Source organism: Streptomyces sp. HNM0574 (assembly GCF_012726235.1).
Lineage (GTDB): Bacteria > Actinomycetota > Actinomycetes > Streptomycetales > Streptomycetaceae > Streptomyces.
This window is the reverse complement of sequence record NZ_JAASAH010000003.1, coordinates 139,077-156,010: the sequence shown is the minus strand read 5'-3', so window position 1 is coordinate 156,010 and position 16,934 is coordinate 139,077. Positions and strand designations below refer to the sequence as shown.

The 16,934-nt window shown below is 72.5% G+C and carries 16 protein-coding genes; 9 read left to right on the top strand and 7 right to left on the bottom strand.

Annotation, left to right across the window (positions count from 1 at the left end; genetic code table 11):
• Window positions 1-60: 60 nt before the first annotated feature.
• The gene (gene scy, locus HCC30_RS07445; protein WP_169441541.1) at window positions 61-3,846 is read right to left on the bottom strand and encodes a polarized growth protein Scy; all 3,786 of its coding nucleotides are present in this window, start codon (window positions 3,844-3,846) and stop codon (window positions 61-63) included.
• A 184-nt stretch (window positions 3,847-4,030) separates the two neighbouring features.
• Window positions 4,031-4,507, bottom strand: a complete 477-nt coding sequence (gene mce, locus HCC30_RS07440) for a methylmalonyl-CoA epimerase (protein ID WP_169441540.1) — start codon at window positions 4,505-4,507, stop codon at window positions 4,031-4,033.
• A 162-nt stretch (window positions 4,508-4,669) separates the two neighbouring features.
• On the opposite strand from mce, the gene HCC30_RS07435 reads away from it, so the two are divergent.
• A complete protein-coding gene (locus tag HCC30_RS07435; protein WP_169441853.1) occupies window positions 4,670-5,845 on the top strand; it encodes an acetyl-CoA C-acetyltransferase in 1,176 nt (391 codons plus the stop codon).
• Window positions 5,846-5,934: 89 nt separating this feature from the next.
• Window positions 5,935-6,897, top strand: coding sequence for a methylmalonyl Co-A mutase-associated GTPase MeaB (gene meaB, locus HCC30_RS07430; protein WP_169441539.1), 963 nt, complete (start codon window positions 5,935-5,937; stop codon window positions 6,895-6,897).
• A 106-nt stretch (window positions 6,898-7,003) separates the two neighbouring features.
• Here the strand turns inward: meaB and HCC30_RS07425 are convergent, their stop codons facing one another.
• Window positions 7,004-7,891 carry a PepSY domain-containing protein gene (locus tag HCC30_RS07425; protein ID WP_169441538.1) on the bottom strand — a complete coding sequence of 296 codons (888 nt, stop codon included), beginning with the start codon at window positions 7,889-7,891 and terminating at the stop codon, window positions 7,004-7,006.
• Between the two features lie 161 nt (window positions 7,892-8,052).
• Here HCC30_RS07425 and HCC30_RS07420 point away from each other — a divergent pair, with 161 nt between their 5' ends.
• Entirely contained in the window at window positions 8,053-8,733 is a 681-nt protein-coding gene (locus HCC30_RS07420; RefSeq protein ID WP_169441537.1) for a response regulator transcription factor, read from the top strand.
• Window positions 8,730-10,304, top strand: a complete 1,575-nt coding sequence (locus HCC30_RS07415) for an ATP-binding protein (RefSeq protein ID WP_169441536.1) — start codon at window positions 8,730-8,732, stop codon at window positions 10,302-10,304. Before HCC30_RS07420 ends, HCC30_RS07415 begins: the two co-directional genes overlap by 4 nt.
• 57 nt (window positions 10,305-10,361) lie before the next feature.
• Here the strand turns inward: HCC30_RS07415 and HCC30_RS07410 are convergent, their stop codons facing one another.
• The 4 genes from HCC30_RS07410 to HCC30_RS07395 all read right to left on the bottom strand — a co-directional run bounded on the left by HCC30_RS07410 (window position 10,362) and on the right by HCC30_RS07395 (window position 12,979).
• The gene (locus tag HCC30_RS07410) at window positions 10,362-10,838 is read right to left on the bottom strand and encodes a MarR family transcriptional regulator (protein ID WP_169441535.1); all 477 of its coding nucleotides are present in this window, start codon (window positions 10,836-10,838) and stop codon (window positions 10,362-10,364) included.
• Window positions 10,839-10,932: 94 nt separating this feature from the next.
• Window positions 10,933-11,694 (bottom strand): AIM24 family protein, encoded by a 762-nt coding sequence (locus HCC30_RS07405; protein ID WP_169441534.1) that lies wholly within the window; start codon window positions 11,692-11,694, stop codon window positions 10,933-10,935.
• Window positions 11,691-12,341, bottom strand: coding sequence for an AIM24 family protein (locus HCC30_RS07400; RefSeq protein WP_169441533.1), 651 nt, complete (start codon window positions 12,339-12,341; stop codon window positions 11,691-11,693). Before HCC30_RS07400 ends, HCC30_RS07405 begins: the two co-directional genes overlap by 4 nt.
• A complete protein-coding gene (locus HCC30_RS07395; RefSeq protein ID WP_169441532.1) occupies window positions 12,341-12,979 on the bottom strand; it encodes an AIM24 family protein in 639 nt (212 codons plus the stop codon). The genes HCC30_RS07400 and HCC30_RS07395 overlap by 1 nt, the downstream gene beginning before the upstream one ends.
• A 131-nt stretch (window positions 12,980-13,110) precedes the next feature.
• On the opposite strand from HCC30_RS07395, the gene HCC30_RS07390 reads away from it, so the two are divergent.
• The 5 genes from HCC30_RS07390 (at window position 13,111) to HCC30_RS07370 (ending at window position 16,927) form a co-directional block, all read left to right on the top strand.
• Window positions 13,111-13,467, top strand: coding sequence for a DUF3817 domain-containing protein (locus HCC30_RS07390; protein ID WP_169441852.1), 357 nt, complete (start codon window positions 13,111-13,113; stop codon window positions 13,465-13,467).
• Window positions 13,464-13,760 carry an MTH1187 family thiamine-binding protein gene (locus HCC30_RS07385; protein ID WP_169441531.1) on the top strand — a complete coding sequence of 99 codons (297 nt, stop codon included), beginning with the start codon at window positions 13,464-13,466 and terminating at the stop codon, window positions 13,758-13,760. Before HCC30_RS07390 ends, HCC30_RS07385 begins: the two co-directional genes overlap by 4 nt.
• A 153-nt stretch (window positions 13,761-13,913) precedes the next feature.
• A complete protein-coding gene (locus HCC30_RS07380) occupies window positions 13,914-14,426 on the top strand; it encodes a MarR family transcriptional regulator (RefSeq protein WP_169441530.1) in 513 nt (170 codons plus the stop codon).
• A gap of 339 nt (window positions 14,427-14,765) precedes the next feature.
• Window positions 14,766-15,104 carry a DUF3817 domain-containing protein gene (locus HCC30_RS07375; protein ID WP_169441529.1) on the top strand — a complete coding sequence of 113 codons (339 nt, stop codon included), beginning with the start codon at window positions 14,766-14,768 and terminating at the stop codon, window positions 15,102-15,104.
• Window positions 15,105-15,226: 122 nt separating this feature from the next.
• Window positions 15,227-16,927 (top strand): methylmalonyl-CoA mutase family protein, encoded by a 1,701-nt coding sequence (locus tag HCC30_RS07370; RefSeq protein WP_169441528.1) that lies wholly within the window; start codon window positions 15,227-15,229, stop codon window positions 16,925-16,927.
• Window positions 16,928-16,934: the final 7 nt, after the last annotated feature.

Here is a 16,934-nt window from a genome sequence, read left to right as displayed (position 1 = left end):
GACGGCGTGTCATCGAGTCAATGCCGGTTTGATCTGGAGAATGTGCGCTCGTTCGAGTGGCTAGTTGCCGGAACCCTTGCCACCCGAACGCGTGGCGCCCGCTCCGACTCCTGCGGTGGCGCCGCCTGTTGACGAGGCGTCACCCCCGTTCTTCTTGCCGCCCGAACCGCCCGCCGAGGGGGACTCGAACGACTCCAGCGCCACCAACACGTCCTGGACCCGGGAGATTTCGGCGTTGATGTCCTCCTGTCGCCGTACCAGCTTCTCGAGTTCGCGCTGCCCCGCTTCCACCGTGGCCTGCGCCTCGGACGTGGCCTCCTCGCGGATGCGCTCCGCCTCGCGGGTCATCTCGGCCCGGCGCTGCTCGGCCTCCTTCAGCAGGCCCTCCGCCTTCTTCACCGCGGCGATACGGACCTTGCCCGCCTCGGAGTTGGCGTCGTTCAGCAGCTCCTCGGCCTTCTCCTCGGCGTCCTTGAGCTGGGCCTCGGCCGCCTTCACGAGCTTGTCGCAGCGCTCGCCCGCGTTCTGCATGGCCTCCGCCGACTCGCGGCGGGCGCGCTCGTGCAGCTCCTCGACCTCGCCCTCGATCCGGGTGCGCAGCTCCTCGGCCCGCTCCCGTATCGCGACGGCGTCGTTCCTGGCCTCCTCCAGCATGGTGTTGGAGGAGCCACGCGCCTCCTCGACCAGCTCGCGGCCCTGCTCGGTGGCCTCGGTGACCAGCCGCTCGGCCTCCTGGCGCGCGGCGCCGACCATCGTGTCGGCCTGCTCCTCGGCGGAGGCGTGCACGCGCGCCGCCTCCTCCTGGGCGCCGGTGACGAGCTGGTCGGCCTGCTCGGCGGCCTCGGCGCGCTTCGCGGCCGCCTCCTCGCGGGTCTCGTCCTGGAGCCGGGCCGCCTCCGTACGGATGCGCTCGGCCTCCTCGCGGGCCTCGGAGACGAGCCGGTCGGCCTCCTCCTGGGCGCCCGTGACGAGCTGGTCGGCCTGCTCCGCGGCCTCGGCGCGTTTCCTGGCCGTCTCCTCGCGGGTCTCCTCGCGCAGCCGCTCCGCCTCCGCGCGGACGGCCTCGGCCTCCGTACGGGCCTCGCCCGTCAGCCGCTCCGACTCGGTACGCGCCTCGGTGACGAGCCGCTCCGACTCCGTACGGGCCTCGGAGACGAGCCGGTCGGCCTCCTCCTGGGCGCCCGTGACGAGCTGGTCGGCCTGCTCGGCCGCCTCGGTCCGTTTCTGCGCCGCCTCGGCCCGCGCCTCGTCGCGCACCTGCTCGGCCTCCGCGCGGGTGCGCTCGGCCTCGGCCATCGCCTCCGAAACGGTGTGCTCGGCAAGCGACTTGGCGGCGTCCGTCTCCTCCTTGACCTCGCGGCGCAGCTTCTCGGCGGCCTGCTCGGCCTCCTCGCGGGTGCTCCGGGCGGCCTGCTCGGCCGTCTCGCGGGTGCTCCGCGCCGCCTCGTCGGCCTCGGTGCGGAGCGCGGCCGTCTCCCGCTCGGCCTCCTCGTGCAGGCCCGCGACGCTGTCGCGCACCTCCTGCGCGGCCTGCTCGGCCGTCGACACCAGCTCGGCGGCGCGCCGCTCGGCCTCCTCGACCAGCCGCGCCGACTCGGTACGGGCCTCCTCGACGCCCTCGCGGGCCGAGTTCAGCAGCTCCTCGCTCTGCTCCCGGGCCTGGGTGCGCTCCTGGTGCGCCTCCTCGCGGGCGTCGGCCAGCAGCTGCTCGGCCTCGCGGCGCCGCCGCTCGGCCTCCTCCTGCGCGGCCGAAAGCGCCTGCGCCGCCTCGGAGTTCGTCCGCTCCGCCGCGGCGTTCGCCTCGGCGCGGACCCGGTCGGCGGTCTCCGCCGCCTCGGCGCGCAGCCGCTCCGCCTCAGCGGTGGCCTCGGTGCGCAGCTGCACGGCGACGGCCTCGCCCTCGGAGCGCGCCTGCGAGGCGTCCGAGGCGGCCTCCGAACGGGCACGCGCGGCCTCCTCCTCGGCCTGCTCCTGGAGCGTACGGGCCTTCTCCGCGGCCTCGGCGCGGAGCCGTTCGGACTCGGCGCGGGTCTCCTCGCGCAGCCGCTCGGCCTCGGCCTTCGCCTCCGTCAGCCGCTCCTCGGCCTCGGCCGTGCGCTCCTCGGCCTCGGTGCGCAGCCGCTCCAACTCGGCGTCGGCCTCGGCCCGGTGGTCCCGCGCGGCCTGCTCGGCCTCCTCGCGGATGCGGGCGCCCGCCTCGTCGGCCTCGGCGCGGGTCTGCCCGGCCTGCTCCTCGGCCGCGGTGCGCAGCTCCTCCGCCTCGGCCTTGGCGGCCTCCAGCGCCTCCTCGGCCTGCTCGCGCAGCGCGGCGGCCCGCTCGGCGGCCTCCGAACGGAGCCGCTCGGCATCGGAGTTGGCGTCGCCGCGGGTCTCCTCGGCGTCCGACTTGGCCTTGGCCAGCAGTTCCTCGGCGCGGCCGGCGGCCTCCTCGATCTGCTGCACGGCCTCGCGGCGCGCCTCGCCGCGGATCCGCTCGCCCTCCTCGACGGCCTCGGCGCGCAGTTGCTCGGCCTCGCCGCGCAACCGCCGTGCCTCCTCCTGGAGTTCGACGGTCTTGGCGCGGTACTCCTTGGTGTCGTCCTTGGCCGCGCCCTTCAACTGCTGGGCCACGTCGTGCGCTTCGGAGCGGAGCCGGTCGGCCTCCTCCTCGGCCTCGCCGCGCAGCCGCTCGGCCTCCTCGGTGGCGGCGCGCGTCGTCGCCTGGGCCTCCTCGGACGCCTTGTTGAGCACGTCCTCGGCCGAACGGGCCGCCTCGGCAAGCTGGTTGGCCGACTCCTCGGCGGCCTTGGCGCGGGCCTCCTCCTTGGCCTCCGAGACCATCCGCTCGATCTCGGCCCTGGCGTCCTCCCGGAGCCGCTCGGCCTCGGCCTTGATCTCCTCGGCTTCCTTGGTGGCCTCGCCGACCAGCCGGGCGACCTCGTTCTTGGCCGTGCTCGTGCGCTGCTCGACGGTGGACTCGCAGTCCTCCAGCCGCTTCGCCGCCTCGGCCTCCGCGGCCGTCAGCTTCTCCTCGGCCTCGGCGGCGGCCTCGCGCATCCGCGCCTCGGCCTCCTCCATCCGCTGCTCGGCCTCGCGCACCAGCTCGGCGGCCTCGCGGCGGGAGGACTCCGACTCCGTCGCCGTCGAGGTACGCAGCTGCTCGGCCTGCTCGGTGGCCTCCTGGGCCTGGCTGGAGGCGGCGTTCAGCAGCCGCTCCGCGTCGGCGCGGGCCCGGCGCAGCACCGAGTCGGCCTCGGCGCGGGCCTGCTCGGCCTCGGTGCTCAGCCGCTCGCGGGTCTCCTCGGTGAGCCGCTGGGCCTCGGCGCGCGCCTGGCCCAGGGAGTGCTCGGACTCGGTCCGGGTCTCCTCCATGAGCCGCTGGGCCTGGGCCTCGGTACGGGCGCGCAGCTGCTCGGCCCAGGCGACGTTCTCGTTGACGTGGTTCTCGACCGTCGCGCGGCGCTCGGCGAGTTCCTGGTCGAGCTGCTGGCGCCGGCGTACGGCCTCCGCGTGCAGCTCGGACTCCAGCCGGGACTGGCGCTCCGTCCGCTCCTGGAGCAGGCGTTGGGTCTCGGCGCGGGCGTCGCGCAGTTCACGCTCGGCGTCGGACCGCATCTGGTCCGCCTGCGTCTGCGCGTTGCGCAGCAACTGCTCGGCCTGGCGCGAGAGATTGTCGTAGTCGTAGCCCGACGGACGCGTGGCGAGGGCGCGGCGCGCCTCGTGCAGCTTGGCGCGCAGCACTTCGACCTGGTAGCCGAGGTCGTCGGCGTGGTCGACGGCCTTCTCCCGCTCCTTCTTCAGCCGCTCCATCTCGGCCTCGAACTGCGAGAGGTGATCGTCAGCCTCAAAGCGGTCGTAGCCCCGCACTGCGCGGTCCCATCCGTCCCCTGGTCGTGGTGGTGAACTGACCCATCACGGAAATGGTGTCAGATCATCGGCGGAACGCGGACCGAGCCCCCGATCCCCACAAGTCCCCAGCCCGGGGCTTCCTGTGGGAGCGGAGGCCCCGTCCCGGCCGAATGGCTACTCTACCGGCCCTCGAAGCTCTCCGTCAGTGGTCCGCCTCCGCCCCCGCTCCGTGACCGGCCTCACCGTGGCTCGTGTGCTGCCCCGCCGAGGTCACCAGCTCGGTGAGCACGCCGTGACAGTCCTTGGGGTGGAGGAAGGTGATCCGGGAGTCCATGGAGCCCCGCCGCGGCTCGTCGTAGAGCACGCGGACGCCCTTGTCGCGGATGCCGTCGGCCTCCGCGTCGACGTCGGCGGTGCCGAAGGCGATGTGGTGCACGCCCTCGCCGTGCCGCTGAAGCCACTTGGCGACGGTGGAGTCCTCCCGCACGGGCTCCAGGAGCTGGAGGTAGGAGGCGCCGCCGTCGTCGGTGCCGTTGATCCGGAGCATGGCCTCGCGTACGCCCTGCTCCTCGTTGACCTCGGAGTGGAACACCTCGAAGCCGTAGGTGCGCGAATAGAACTCGACGGTCTGGTCCAGGTCGAAGCAGGCGATCCCGATGTGGTCGATACGCGTCAGCATGGAGACAGTGCAGCGGCTGAAAGGTGGTGACGCAACGTGCGCACGGTCACACCGACGAGGCGGTGACCGGGCGGCGTACCGCTCAGTACATTGGCGATAACCCTCGTTAACCTCCCGCTGGAAGGGACCCTCATGACTGGTACGTCCAGCAAGACCGGCTCGGTGATCGTCGCCGGAGCCCGGACCCCGATGGGCCGGATGCTCGGCTCCCTGAAGTCCTTCTCCGGCGCGGACCTCGGCGGCTTCGCGATCAAGGCCGCGCTCGACCGGGCCGGCATCGGCGGCGACCAGGTCGAGTACGTGATCATGGGCCAGGTGCTGCAGGCCGGGGCGGGGCAGATCCCGGCGCGCCAGGCCGCCGTGAAGGCGGGCATCCCGATGAACGTCCCGGCGCTGACCGTCAACAAGGTCTGTCTCTCCGGCCTCGACGCGATCGCGCTCGCCGATCAGCTCGTGCGCGCGGGCGAGTTCGACATCGTCGTGGCCGGCGGCCAGGAGTCCATGACGAACGCCCCGCACCTGCTGCCGAAGTCGCGCGGCGGCTACAAGTACGGCTCCGTCGAGATGCTCGACGCGATGGCGTACGACGGGCTGACCGACGCCTTCGACGACGTGCCCATGGGCGAGTCGACGGAGAAGCACAACACCCGCCTCGGCATCGGCCGCGCCGAGCAGGACGAGATCGCCGCCGCCTCCCACCAGCGCGCCGCGGCCGCGCAGAAGAACGGCCTCTTCGAGGCGGAGATCACGCCCGTCGAGATCCCGCAGCGCAAGGGCGACCCGGTCGTCTTCAGCCAGGACGAGGGCATCCGCGGCGAGACCACCGCCGAGTCGCTGGGCAAGCTCCGTCCGGCCTTCGCCAAGGACGGGACGATCACGGCCGGTTCGGCCTCGCAGATCTCCGACGGCGCCGCCGCCGTCGTCGTGATGAGCCGCGCCAAGGCCGAGGAGCTGGGCCTGGAGTGGCTCGCCGAGATCGGCGCGCACGGCAACGTCGCCGGCCCGGACAACTCCCTCCAGTCGCAGCCCTCCAACGCGATCGGCCACGCGCTGAAGAAGGACGGGCTGAGCAAGGACGACCTCGATCTCGTCGAGATCAACGAGGCGTTCGCCGCCGTGGCCGTGCAGTCCATGAAGGACCTGGGCGTCGGCCCCGAAAAGGTGAACGTCAACGGCGGTGCGATCGCGCTCGGTCACCCGATCGGGATGTCCGGCGCCCGCATCGTGCTGCACCTCGCACTGGAGCTGAAGCGGCGCGGCGGCGGCACCGGCGCCGCGGCCCTGTGCGGCGGCGGCGGCCAGGGCGACGCGCTGATCGTCCGGGTTCCGGGGAAGTAACCCCGGGAAGGTCCGGCTCCCCGCCGGGGAGCCGGACGTCGGCAGGCGAGCGGCCGCCGTGCAGGAGCGGCCGGAGGAGCTGAGGTGGCATGGCGGTGGACGTCCCCGGTCTCGTGGCGCAGGCGCGGGAGGGCAGGCCCCGGGCCGTGGCCCGGCTGATCTCGCTCGTGGAGGGGGCCTCCCCGCAGCTGCGCGAGGTGATGGCCGAACTGGCCCCGATCTGCGGCAACGCGTACGTGGTCGGGCTCACGGGCTCGCCCGGGGTCGGCAAGTCGACCTCGACCTCCGCGCTGGTCTCCGCGTACCGGCGGGCCGGGAAGCGGGTCGGCATCCTCGCCGTCGACCCGTCCTCGCCGTTCTCCGGCGGGGCGCTGCTCGGCGACCGGGTGCGGATGGGCGACCACGCCTCCGACCCCGGCGTCTACATCCGCTCCATGGCCACCCGCGGCCACCTCGGCGGGCTGGCCTGGGCGGCGCCGCAGGCGATCCGGGTGCTGGACGCGGCGGGCTGCGACGTGGTGCTCGTCGAGACGGTCGGCGTCGGCCAGAGCGAGGTGGAGATCGCCGCGCAGGCGGACACCAGCGTGGTGCTGCTGGCCCCGGGCATGGGCGACGGCATCCAGGCGGCCAAGGCCGGAATCCTGGAGATCGGCGACGTGTACGTGGTCAACAAGGCCGACCGCGAGGGCGCCGACGCCACGGCCCGCGAGCTGAACCACATGCTCGGGCTGGGCGAGGCCCGCGCGCCCGGGGACTGGCGGCCCTCGGTGGTGAAGACGGTCGCGTCCAGGGGCGAGGGGATCGACGAGGTCGTCGAGGCGCTGGAGAAGCACCGCGCCTGGGCCGAGGAGCGGGGCACGCTCACCGAGCGGCGCCGCCGGCGCGCGGCGCACGAGATCGAGACGATCGCCGTCACCGCGCTGCGGGAGCGGATGGGCGAACTCCGCGGCGGCAGGCGGCTGGAGGAGCTGGCCGAGCGGGTGCTGCGCGGCGAGACCGACCCGTACGCCGCCTCCGACGAACTGGTCGCCGGGCTGACCCGGGAGTCCTGAGCGTACGAGCGCGCCCCCGCCGCAACTTCCGTGCGGCGAGGGCGCGTTCGCGTGCCCGGGCGGACCCGGGGTCGTACCGGGGGAGTACGGCGGGCGGGGGAGACGGTCAGTCGTCGTCCTGGTCGCCCTGGTCGCCCTGGTCGCCCTGGTCGCCCTGGTCGCCCTGGTCGCCCTGGTCGCCCTGGTCGTCGTCGTGGTCGTCGCTGTCGTCGTGGCCGGCGTGCTCGCCCTTGTCGTCGTCGCTGTCGTCGGCGTGGTCGCGGCTGTCGTCCCGGTCGTCGCCGTCGTCGTCCTCGTCGTCCGACGGGAGCTGGCTGACCTTGCCGTCGTCGAGGCTGACGGCGAGCCCGCGCTCGGCGCCGTTCTTGTCGAGGACCTTGACCTCCCAGACGGTGCCCAGGCGCTTGTGGTCGTCCTCCAGGTCGACGGAGGTGACGGTGGCGCCGGAGGCGTGCGAGTCGGCCTTGCGCACGGCCTCCGCCGCGTCGACGGAGGAGCCCTTCAGGTCCTCGCGGACGTATCGCTGGCCGTGCTCGTCGCTGAAGGGGCCGTCGTCGGTGTGCTGGTTGAGGATCTTGCCGTTGCCCGGGTCGACGTCGAGGTTGTGCCACTTGCCGTCCTTGCCGAGGACGTCGATCTCCCAGGCCACGGCGCCGTCGTCCTCGTCGAGCTCGGCCTCGGTGACGGTGCCGGGCACCGCCTTCAGCGCGGCCTTGATCGCCTCGTCGGCGGAGAGCTTGGCGGCCTTCGAGGCGCGCACGTCGTCGCCGTCCCGGTCGTCCCCGCGGTCGTCGTCCCGGTCGTCACCCCGGTCGTCCCGGTCGTCGGCGCGGTCCCCGTCGTCGTCCCGGTCGTCGTTGGCCTGCGTGAGCTGGATGGACGAGGCGTGCTCGGCCTCCTGCCCGGGCTCGTCCGCGATGGCGGCGGCGGAGACCGCTCCGGTGCCGATCACCGCGGCGGCCGCGAGGGTGGCGATGACGATCTTGCGCTTCATGGGTCTCTCCCCGATGACGGTGGTTCGGTCTGGCCCGGTCCGGGTGGTCCGGGTCCGGTCGCTTCCGGCGAGGAAGTGACTCCACCGTGCGCCGCCGATGCTGAACGCAGCCTGAAGCTCCCTGAAGAGGGCTTCAGCAAGGCTCTGACAGAGTGGGGCGCATGCGCTTGCTGATCGTGGAGGACGAGAAACGGCTGGCCCAGTCGCTGGCCAAGGGCCTGACGGCCGAGGGCTTCGCCGTGGACGTCGTGCACGACGGCACCGAGGGCCTGCACCAGGCGAGCGAGGGCGAGTACGACCTGATCGTCCTCGACATCATGCTGCCCGGCATGAACGGCTACCGCGTCTGCTCCGCACTCCGCGCCGCCGGCGACGAGACGCCCGTGCTGATGCTCACCGCCAAGGACGGCGAGTACGACGAGGCCGAGGGCCTCGACACCGGCGCCGACGACTACCTGACCAAGCCCTTCAGCTACGTCGTCCTGCTCGCCCGCGTCCGCGCCCTGCTCCGCCGCCGCACCCGCGGCGCCCGCGCCGCGCTCACCCTGGGCGCGCTCACCGTCGACCCCGGCACCCGCCGGGTGACCGTGGGGCCGCGCGAAGTGGAGCTGACGGCCAAGGAGTTCGCGGTGCTGGAGTACCTCGCGGTCCGCGCGGGCGAGGTCGTCTCCAAGTCCGAAATCCTCGCGCACGTCTGGGACTTCGCGTACGAGGGCGACGTCAACATCGTCGAGGTGTACGTCAGCGCCCTGCGCCGCAAGCTCGGCCCCGGCTGGATCGCCACCGTGCGCGGCGCCGGGTACCGGCTGGTCGACGCGGGCGAGTCCGGGGCACGCCGATGAGCCGCGCACGCAGGGGCTCGGTCCGCACCCGCGCCGCGATCGGCGCGACGGCCGTGGTCGCGGTGGCGCTGATCGCCGCCGGGCTCGCCGTCGTCGCCGTGCTGCGCTCCGGCCTGGCCGACAACGCCAAGCTGTCCGCCGAGGCCACGGCCCGCGAGGTCGCGGCGCAGGTCACGGACGTGGACACGGCCAAGGTGCGGGACGTCGACGGGCTGGACGACGACGAGCCAGTCCAGGTCGTCGACGGCACCGGCAGGGTGCTCGGCGCCACCGACCCGCTCCGCGGCCGCGGCCCCATGGCCCGCTTCAACCTCGCCGACGCCCCGGACCAGGACCAGCAGGACCAGGACCAGGATCAGGACCGGGACCGGGATCAGGACCACCGGAACCAGCAGGACGACGACGAGGACAGCGACAACGACAGCGACAGCTCCGAGGACGGCGACGACTCCGGCGCCCGCGAACCCGTCGAGGTCGACCGCGACAGCGAGGACCGCGACCTGTCCTTCCCCGTCGACTCCGACGGCGAAGTGACCTACGAGCAGGGCGAGTCCGAGGGTCGGCAGGACTTCAGCGTCGTCGCCGTGCAGAGCGCCACCCGCGACGGCCGCCCCGTCACCGTGTACGCCGGCACCTCGCTCCGCGCCCAGCAGGAGGCCGTCGCCGACGTCACCCGCGCCATGCTCATCGGCCTGCCCGTGCTCCTCTTCGTCGTCGCCGGCGTGACCTGGCTGGTGACGCGGCGCGCGCTCCAGCCCGTCGAGGGCATCCGGCAGGGCATGGCCGCCATCACCGCCAGCACCGACCTCTCCCGCCGGGTGCCCGAGCCCGCAGCCAAGGACGAGGTGGCCCGGCTGGCCGCCACCACCAACGAGACGCTCGCCGCGCTGGAGTCCTCCACCGAACGCCAGCGCCGCTTCGTCGCCGACGCCTCGCACGAGCTGCGCAGCCCCATCGCGTCCCTGCGCACCCAGCTCGAAGTCGGCGCCGCACACCCGGAGTTGCTCGACCTCGACGGCGCCGTGCAGGACACCGTACGGCTCCAGGGCCTCGCCGCCGACCTGCTGCTGCTCGCCCGGCTCGACGCGGGCGAGCGGCCCACGGAGGGCCGCGTCTCGCTGACGGCGCTGCTGCACGAGGAGCTGGCCCAGCGCACCGCCGACCGCCACCCGGTGCGGATCACCGGCGAGGGCGCCGAGGGCGAAGTCGCCGGTTCCAAGGGCCAGTTGGTCCGCGTCGTCGGCAACCTGCTGGACAACGCGCAGCGGCACGCCGCCTCGGAGGTCACCGTCGCGGTGACGCGCGCGGACGGGACGCTGGCGCTGACCGTCGCCGACGACGGCGACGGGGTCCCGGAGGACCAGCGGGAGCGGATCTTCGAACGGTTCGTCCGCCTCGACGACGCCCGCAGCCGCGACGACGGCGGCGCCGGCCTCGGGCTGGCCATCGCACGGGACATCGCCGAACGTCACGGCGGCACCCTCACCGTCGCCGCCGCCCCCGCGGGCGGCGCCGCCTTCACCCTCCGGCTGCCGGTCACGGGCGGCGCCACCGAGGTCACCGACGGCTGACAACGGACGAGCCGCGGCCGGAAGACGGCCGCGGCTCGTACGGAAGTGCCCGCGGGCTCAGAACCGTCCGCGCTCGGCCCGCAGCTTCTCGGTGACCGGACGGAGCGTCTCCCGCAGGTGGGAGAGGTCCTCCTGGGCGATCTGGTCGATGAACCGGCGGCGGACGGCGGCCACGTGGTGCGGGGCGACCTCGCGCATCGTGTCCCAGCCGTGCGGGGTGAGGACGGCGAACAGGCCCCGCCGGTCGGACTCGCAGCTCTCGCGGCGCACCAGCCCGGCCTTCTCCATGCGCGTGATCTGGTGCGACAGCCGGCTCTTGGACTGGAGCGTGGCCGCCGCGAGATCGCTCATCCGCAGCCGCTGGTCCTCGGCCTCGGAGAGGTTGACCAGGATCTCGTAGTCGTTCATGGTCAGCCCGAACGGCTGCAGGTCGCGCTCCAGCTGGTACATGAGCAGCCGGTTCACGTCCAGGTACGTCCGCCAAGCGTGCTGCTCGTCCTCGGAGAGCCAGCGGGTGCCGTCATCGGTGTCCATAGCGTGAGACCTTACCTAGCTCCGCACACACGTGCTGTCACCGTACCCATTGCCCGGCCGGGACCGCGCTGTCACCCGTCCGGCCGCCCCGGGCTCAGAGCCCGAAGCGGCGCTGGAGGTTGCCCAGCCCCGGCAGCTGCTGGCCCGAGGACGCGCCGCCCCCGCCGCCGGGGACGCCCTCCTGCTGCGGGTGGGCCCCGGTGTTCCGCTCGGCCATGAGCTGCTCGGTCGACTGGATCAGCACCGTCCCCGCGCCCACGAACTCGAACTGGTGCTCCTCGCCGGAGGCCCCGCCCAGCCCCGTCATGGCCCGGATGCCGCCGAGCACGCCCTTGAGGTAGCCGTGGTCGTAGTGGTGGTTCGGGGAGGGGCAGTCGGCCCAGCCGACCAGCGCCTGCGGATCGACCCGTACCGGCGGCTCCACGAAGTGCACCGGACCGTTCGAGGCGGCGATGAACTTGCCCGTCCCGATCAGCGTCAGGAACCCGGGGATGATCGACTGCTTCAGCGAGAGCGAGGGCTCGAACGCGAGCAGGTTGCCCGAGCGGACGGTGAGGTTCCCGTCCTCCAGGTCGAAGGAGTTCACGTCGAAGGCCCGGTCGGCGAGCAGCATCTTGCCGCTGCCCTCGGCCACCACCCAGTCCGCCGCGTGCAGCGGCGAGTGGAAGCTCGCCGCGACGAGCCGGTCCAGCCGCCCGTGCCCCACACCGTCGAAGCTGATCTGCCCGTAGTAGGCGACCATCTTCCCCTTCTGCAGGAACCACTGCCCGTTGAGCTCCACACAGAACGTGTAGGAGTTGACGTTGTCGTTGGACGGCAGACTGCTGACGTCCAGGATCTGCGGAGCGGTGGTCACAGCTTCTCCTCGCTTGCCTGTACGAACACGGCGCCGTCGCCGGAGAGTTCGAGCTGGAAGCCCTCTCCGGAGCCGCGGCCGACCATCTCGCGCCAGCCCAGCGCCGTCGTCAGCTTGTTGCGCACCTCGCCGTGGTGCGCGACGTACGCCTGCGGGTCGACGCGTACGGGGCGGTCGGGGGTGATCGGGAGCTGGATGATGCCGCCGTGCGCCATCACGGCCACCGCGCCCTTGCCGCGCAGGGTCGTGGTGAACAGGCCCTGGCCCGAGACCTGGCCGCGGACCATGCCCATCACGCCGCCGTCCGAGCCGAGGAAGAGGGTGCCCTGCTCCAGGCTGCCGTCGAAGGCGAGCAGCCGGTCGGCCTCCACGCACAGGGTGTCGCCGTCGAGTTCGACGACCTCGACGTGGTGGCCGCCGTGCCCGAACAGCACGGTGCCCTCGCCCTCGACGGTCATCAGCGGTGTCGCCTCGTTGGCGACGCGGCGGCCGATCATCGACATCACGCCGCCCTGGCCGCCCTGGATGTTCGGCGTGAAGGCGACCTGGCCGGTGTACGCGATCATCGCGCCGCGCTGGCTGAACATCCGCTGCCCGGGCACCACCCGGGCCTCGACCATCTTGGAGTTGATCTCGCGGAAGGGCATCAGAGGTCACCGCCGATCGTGTTCCGCTCGCTGGGCTGGACGTACACCAGGCCGTCGCCCTCGAAGCGGATCTGGAAGGACTCGCCGGAGCCCTCGCCCATCACCGTCCGGAAGTTCACCCCGGACTGGAACTGCTGCTGGAGATTGCCCTGGTGGGCGATGTACGCGCCGGGGTCGACCTGGAGCGGCATCCCCGGCGTCACCCGCAGCACCACGGCCGTGCCCTCGGAGAGCAGCGCGGCCTGGCCGGTGCCCTCGACGGTGGTGGTGAACAGGCCGTTGCCCTGGGAGGCGCCGCGCAGACCGGTGAAGGAGGTGCCGGTGCGCAGGGAGGAGTCGGTGCACAGCAGGTTGCTGGCCTCGACGTGCAGTTTCTCGCCGTTCAGGTGCACCAGGTTGATGTCACTGGCGCGGTCGGCGAAGTAGCAGGTGCCGTGCCCCTTGACCTCCATGACCTCCATCTGTTCGCCGGTGAGGCGTCTGGTGACCATGCCGCGCATGCCGTCCCCGCCCCCGGACATCTTCTTGAACGCCATCTGGCCGTCGTACGCGACCATCGACCCGTTCTTGGCCTTGACGGCGTCGCCGTTCACCGAGACGGCGAGCACCTTCGCGCTGTGAAGTAGGAACTGAGCCACACGGGGCAACCTACCCCTGCGGTCCGGCGCGGACGGAAGGGCTGCCACAATGGCACCGCTTGTGCATCCCTTCACAAACGATCTCGCGAGCTGAGGACTTCCCCGTGGCCATCATGGAAACCCCCAGCGGCCTGCCGCCCAAGTCGGTGTCTGCGCTGCGTCGTCTCCGTCTGACCTCGATGCCCGAAGCGGTGTCGTTCCTGTTGCTGCTCGTCTGCTCCGTGCTGAAGCGGACCAGCGACTTCAACGCCGTCCCGGTCATGGGAATGATCCACGGCATCCTCTTCATCCTGTACGTGATCTTCTGGGCGGACGCCTGGAACCGCGTGAAGTGGCCCTTCGGCCGCGCCGCGCTGCTGTTCGTCCTCTCCGTGCTGCCCACCGGCGGCTTCTTCGCGGACAAGATGCTGCGCCGCGAGGAGGAGGCGGGCGTCATAGCCGCCCGCGCCCGCAAGGAGCAGGCGACCGGAAGCGCGGCCGCGTCGTGATCGTCGCCTTCTCCGTGACCCCGCTCGGTGTGGGGGAGGACGTCGGCAGTTACGTCGCCGAGGCGGTCCGCGTCGTCCGCGAGTCCGGCCTGCCGAACCGTACGGACGCCATGTTCACCTCGCTGGAGGGCGACTGGGACGCGTGCATGGACGTCGTGCGCCGGGCCGTCGCCGCCGTCGAGGAGCGCAGCGGCGGGCGGGTCTCGCTGGTGCTGAAGGCGGACATCCGCCCGGGCGTCACGGACGGTCTGACCTCGAAGGTCGAGACGGTCGAGCGTCATCTCGCGGACTGACCGCGCGCTTCGTCCCCGAAGGCCCCCTTCGTGCCCGCCGGCACGAAGGGGGCCTTCGCCGTTCGCGGGGGCGCGGGGGCGTGCGGAAGGGGGTCGCGCTCGCTTCGTGAGACGCCTGTGACCGGCAAATGACCCCCCGGTAAGGTCGGGCGCGTGCCGAAGCCGCTAAGCCTGCCGTTCGACCCGATCGCCCGCGCCGACGAGCTGTGGGAGCAGCGATGGGGCTCCCGGCCCTCGATGGCCGCGATCACCTCGATCATGCGCGCGCACCAGATCCTCCTCGCCGAGGTGGACGCCGTCGTCAAGCCGTACGGGCTGACGTTCGCGCGGTACGAGGCGCTGGTCCTGCTGACGTTCTCGCGCTCCGGCGAGCTGACGATGTCGAAGATCGGGGAGCGGCTCATGGTCCACCCGACCTCCGTGACGAACACCGTCGACCGGCTCCAGCGCGCGGGTCTCGTCTCCAAGCGCCCCAACCCGAACGACGGCCGCGGCACCCTCGCCTGCATCACGGACAAGGGGCGCGAGGTGTGCGACGCGGCGACCCGTGACCTGATGGCCATGGACTTCGGCCTGGGCGCGTACGACGCGGAGCAGTGCGAGGAGATCTTCCGCGTCCTCCGCCCGCTCCGCGTCGCGGCGGCGGACTTCGACGAGGACGCCTGAGGCTTTCCCTCGCGGGGTGCGGCTCTTTGTGCGTCGCGGGGCGCGGGTCCGTCGTGGCCGGGCTTTTCGCGCAGTTCCCCGCGCCCCTTTTCGGGGGCGCCCCGCTTCTCGGGTGACCCCGCTTGGGAGGTCTGCGCCGAGGCGCAGGGCTGGCAAGCGCAGCGCCTCAGCCCCGGCGCGGGGTGCTCCATGCCGTCGCCGGGCCACCCCGTATGCCGTGGCCGTTCGCGCAGTTCCCCGCGCCCCCAAGAGGGCGCAGTTCCCCGCGCCCCCTCGGGCGCGTGCCGCAGTGCGGGGCCCGCCGGAAGATCGCCGGTTCGGGGCGGTTACGCTCGTTCCATGAAGAAGAGCGTGCTGACCCGGTACCGGGTGATGGCCTACGTCACCGCCGTGCTCCTCGTCCTCCTGACGATCGGCTTCATCGCCAAGCGCGGCCTGGGCATGGCCGAGGCCGAGGGCTTCACCTCGATCGTCGGCATCGCGCACGGCTGGCTGTACGTGCTCTACCTGGTCTTCGCCTTCGACCTGGGCCAGAAGATGAAGTGGCCGCTGGGCAAGCAGCTGTGGGTGCTGCTCGCGGGCACCATCCCGACCGCCGCCTTCTTCGTCGAGCGCAAGGTCGTCCGCGAGGTCGAGCCGGTGATCGCCGACGCGCAGCCCGCCCCCGCGAAGGTCTGACCCGCACCTTTTCCCGCTTCCCCGGCTCCGTCGAGCCGGGGTTTCGCGTTTCCGGGGGCGTGCGGTCATTCGCCGGGCTTCTGCCATCGACAGATACTTGGACGTCCAAGTAAATTGGTGTCATGGACGCTGACGCCATCGCAGAGGGCCGCCGCCGCTGGCAGGCCCGGTACGACGCCGCGCGCACCCGGGACGCGGACTTCACCACGCTCTCGGGCGATCCCGTCGAGCCGCTGTACGGCCCGCCCGAAGGGGCCGTCGTGCCCGGCTTCGAGCGGATCGGCTGGCCCGGCGAGTTCCCGTACACCCGGGGTCTGCACTCCACCGGGTACCGGGGGCGGACGTGGACGATCCGGCAGTTCGCCGGCTTCGGGAACGCGGAGCAGACCAACGAGCGGTACAAGATGATCCTGGCCGCGGGCGGCGGCGGGCTCTCCGTGGCCTTCGACATGCCGACGCTGATGGGGCGGGACTCCGACGAGCCGCAGTCGCTCGGCGAGGTCGGCCACTGCGGCGTCGCCATCGACTCGGCCGCCGACATGGAGGTCCTCTTCCGGGACATCCCGCTCGGGGACGTCACCACCTCGATGACGATCTCCGGCCCCGCCGTCCCGGTGTTCTGCATGTACCTCGTCGCGGCCGAGCGGCAGGGGGTGGACCTGGGGCGGCTCAACGGCACGCTCCAGACGGACATCTTCAAGGAGTACATCGCGCAGAAGGAGTGGCTGTTCGCGCCCGAGCCCCATCTGCGGCTGATCGGCGACCTGATGGAGCACTGCAGCAGCCGCATCCCCGCGTACAAGCCGCTGTCCGTCTCCGGTTACCACATCCGTGAGGCGGGCTCGACGGCCGCGCAGGAGCTGGCGTACACGCTCGCCGACGGCTTCGGCTACGTCGAGCTGGGCCTCAGCCGCGGGCTGGACGTCGACGACTTCGCGCCGGGGCTCTCCTTCTTCTTCGACGCGCACGTCGACTTCTTCGAGGAGATCGCCAAGTTCCGCGCCGCGCGCCGGATCTGGGCCCGCTGGATGCGCGACGAGTACGGCGCGAAGAGCGAGAAGGCGCAGTGGCTGCGCTTCCACACGCAGACCGCCGGCGTCTCGCTCACCGCGCAGCAGCCGTACAACAACGTGGTGCGTACCGCCGTCGAGGCGCTCTCGGCGGTGCTGGGCGGCACCAACTCGCTGCACACCAATGCCCTCGACGAGACCCTCGCGCTGCCCAGCGAGCAGGCCGCCGAGATCGCCCTGCGCACCCAGCAGGTACTGATGGAGGAGACGGGCGTCACCAACGTGGCGGACCCGCTGGGCGGTTCGTGGTACGTCGAGGCGCTGACGGACCGTATCGAGGCGGACGCGGAGAAGATCTTCGAGCAGATCAAGGAGCGCGGCCGCCGGGCCGTGCCGGACGGCCGGCACCCCATCGGTCCCATCACCTCGGGCATCCTGCGCGGGATCGAGGACGGCTGGTTCACCGGCGAGATCGCGGAGGCGGCGTTCCGGTACCAGCAGGCGCTGGAGAAGGACGAGAAGAAGGTCGTCGGCGTCAACTGCCACACCTCGTCCGTCACCGGCGATCTGGAGATCCTCCGGGTCAGCCACGAGGTGGAGCGGGACCAGGTGCGCGTCCTCGGCGAACGCAAGGCCGCGCGGGACGGCGAGGCCGTGCGGTCGGCGCTGGAGCGGATGGTCGAGGCGGCCCGCGGCGAGGCGAACCTGATCGGCCCGATGATGGACGCCGTCCGCGCCGAGGCCACCCTCGGCGAGATCTGCGGCGCCCTCCGCGAGGAGTGGGGCGGCTACACGGAGCCGCCGGTCTTCTGACCCGGAC

Coding starts and splice junctions, on each gene's coding strand:
- mce (WP_169441540.1), bottom strand. CDS start 4,507: ATGCTGACGCGTATCGACCACATCGGGATCGCCTGCTTCGACCTGGAC.
- HCC30_RS07400 (WP_169441533.1), bottom strand. CDS start 12,341: ATGCCCTTCCGCGAGATCAACTCCAAGATGGTCGAGGCCCGGGTGGTG.
- meaB (WP_169441539.1), top strand. CDS start 5,935: ATGGCGGTGGACGTCCCCGGTCTCGTGGCGCAGGCGCGGGAGGGCAGG.
- HCC30_RS07375 (WP_169441529.1), top strand. CDS start 14,766: ATGAAGAAGAGCGTGCTGACCCGGTACCGGGTGATGGCCTACGTCACC.
- HCC30_RS07415 (WP_169441536.1), top strand. CDS start 8,730: ATGAGCCGCGCACGCAGGGGCTCGGTCCGCACCCGCGCCGCGATCGGC.
- HCC30_RS07425 (WP_169441538.1), bottom strand. CDS start 7,891: ATGAAGCGCAAGATCGTCATCGCCACCCTCGCGGCCGCCGCGGTGATC.
- HCC30_RS07370 (WP_169441528.1), top strand. CDS start 15,227: ATGGACGCTGACGCCATCGCAGAGGGCCGCCGCCGCTGGCAGGCCCGG.
- HCC30_RS07410 (WP_169441535.1), bottom strand. CDS start 10,838: ATGGACACCGATGACGGCACCCGCTGGCTCTCCGAGGACGAGCAGCAC.
- HCC30_RS07420 (WP_169441537.1), top strand. CDS start 8,053: ATGCGCTTGCTGATCGTGGAGGACGAGAAACGGCTGGCCCAGTCGCTG.